The organism is Arthrobacter sp. CMU6 (assembly GCF_059090205.1).
Genome location: NZ_JBNHFL010000101.1, coordinates 1 through 448, shown reverse-complemented (window position 1 = coordinate 448; position 448 = coordinate 1). Strand labels below are relative to the sequence as shown.

1 protein-coding gene is annotated in these 448 nt (G+C 63.6%); it reads left to right on the top strand.

Translation table 11 applies throughout. From position 1 onward, the window contains the following. Positions 1 to 155: 155 nt before the first annotated feature. Positions 156 to 448 (top strand): NAD(P)-binding protein (locus AC5RWD_RS23240; protein ID WP_494022272.1); only part of this gene is annotated, 293 nt, incomplete at its 3' end.

The following is a 448-nucleotide window of genomic DNA, read 5'->3' as shown; positions in this document are numbered from 1 at the left end:
GCCCGTCGGCCGACCTCCCCCGGCCACGCGCCGAACCCTGGAACCACCACCCGCTACGCAACGCGGCTTCTCTCTCTTTGCCGGCTTGGCACGTAGCGCAACCCCATAGCGTCGCGCATCCGCGACCCGGAAATCTATTGGAATTGGAGAGCAAGATGACACTACGAGTCGGAATCATTGGTGCCGGACCCAGCGGCCTGGCACAACTGCGGGCCTTTGAATCAGCACGCCAAAAAGGCGCCGCGATCCCCGAGATCCTTTGTTTTGAGAAGCAGGACGACTGGGGCGGTCAGTGGAACAACAGCTGGCGGATCGGCCTGGACGGCCACGGCGAGCCCGTGCACTCCAGCATGTACCGCCACCTGTGGTCCAACGGGCCCAAGGAATGCCTCGAGTTCGCCGACTACTCCTTTGACGAGCACTTCGGCCGCCCCATCTCCTCCTTCCC